This is a genomic window from Mesorhizobium sp. M7A.F.Ca.US.014.04.1.1 (genome assembly GCF_003998745.1).
GTDB lineage: Bacteria > Pseudomonadota > Alphaproteobacteria > Rhizobiales > Rhizobiaceae > Mesorhizobium > Mesorhizobium ciceri.
This window is the reverse complement of record NZ_RZRW01001071.1, coordinates 1-1,142: the sequence shown is the minus strand read 5'-3', so window position 1 is coordinate 1,142 and position 1,142 is coordinate 1. Positions and strand designations below refer to the sequence as shown.

2 protein-coding genes are annotated in these 1,142 nt (G+C 61.8%); both read right to left on the bottom strand.

Annotation, left to right across the window (positions count from 1 at the left end; all coding sequences use genetic code 11):
• Window positions 1-491, bottom strand: a 491-nt coding sequence (locus EOA22_RS34550; protein WP_127390660.1) for an ATP-binding cassette domain-containing protein, incomplete at its 3' end; no start/stop codon positions are given.
• Window positions 460-1,142, bottom strand: a 683-nt coding sequence (locus EOA22_RS34545) for an ABC transporter permease (protein WP_164756215.1), incomplete at its 5' end; no start/stop codon positions are given. The genes EOA22_RS34550 and EOA22_RS34545, both read right to left, overlap by 32 nt.

The following is a 1,142-nucleotide window of genomic DNA, read 5'->3' as shown; positions in this document are numbered from 1 at the left end:
TCTGGCGAGACAAAGGGTTCGTCTGGGAAAAGCGCCGCCGGCTCCGTGGCGAAAGCCCTGGCAAGTGCTGCCCTGCGCGCAAGGCCGAGCGACAGTTCGGCAGGATAGAGCGAGCGCATGGCCGCGAGGCCGAGCGTGTCGAACAGCCCGTCGAGATTTTTCGCCCTCAAGCTTTTCGGCAACGCCAGCCTGACATTCTGCTCCACCGTTCGCCACGGCAGCAGGGTCGGTTCCTGGAATACGGCGGCGATGCGGTTCGAACCTCCTTGCGGCAACTGGAAGGAGCCGGAAAAGTCTTTGTCCAAGCCAAGCAGGATACGCAGCGTCGTGGTCTTGCCGCAGCCCGACGGTCCAAGCAAGCAGGCGAATTCGCCTTGCCGGACCTCGAAGGAAAGGTCCTGAAGCGCCGTGATCGAGACGCCTCGCGCGGACCTGAAGGTCTTTTCGGCGATGTCGACCTTAAGCGGGACGACGGCGCCAACGGGTTGCATGTCGTTCAACGGGCTGCACCAGGAGAAGTTCAATGACAAGCATCACCGCCACGAAAGCCAGCGTGTAGGCAAGAATGGCGGCGACATCGAAAAGCTGGAAATAGAGATGGATCTGGAAGCCGACACCGTTCGAGCGGCCGAGCAGTTCGACGACCAGGACGATCTTCCAGATGAGGGCGATGCCGGATCGCGACGCGGCGGCAAGATAGGGCTGCAATTGCGGCAGCAGGATATGGCGGATGCGATCAAGGCGGCCGAAGCGATAGACGGTGGCCATCTCGGCATAACTTGGATCAAGCGTCCTGGCGCCTTCACGCATCGTCACCACGACATTCGGGATCTTGTTCACCGCCACCGCGCCGATCGCCGCCGCCTCGTTGAGGCCGAACCAGATGTAGCCGAGGACGATGACCACCAGCGCCGGGATGTTGAGGAACAGGATCACCCACGGGTTGAAAAAACGGTCGACGCGACGATAGCTGCCGAGCAAAACGCCGATGACGGATCCGATGATCATTGCGACGATATATGCTGCGGCGACCCGGCCGAGGGTCACGCCGAGATGGTAAAAGAGGTCGCCGCTCGCAGCCTCCCTGAGAAGCACCTGCCAGACCTGCTCAGGTCCTGGAAAGGCCCGGCTTGGCCAGACGC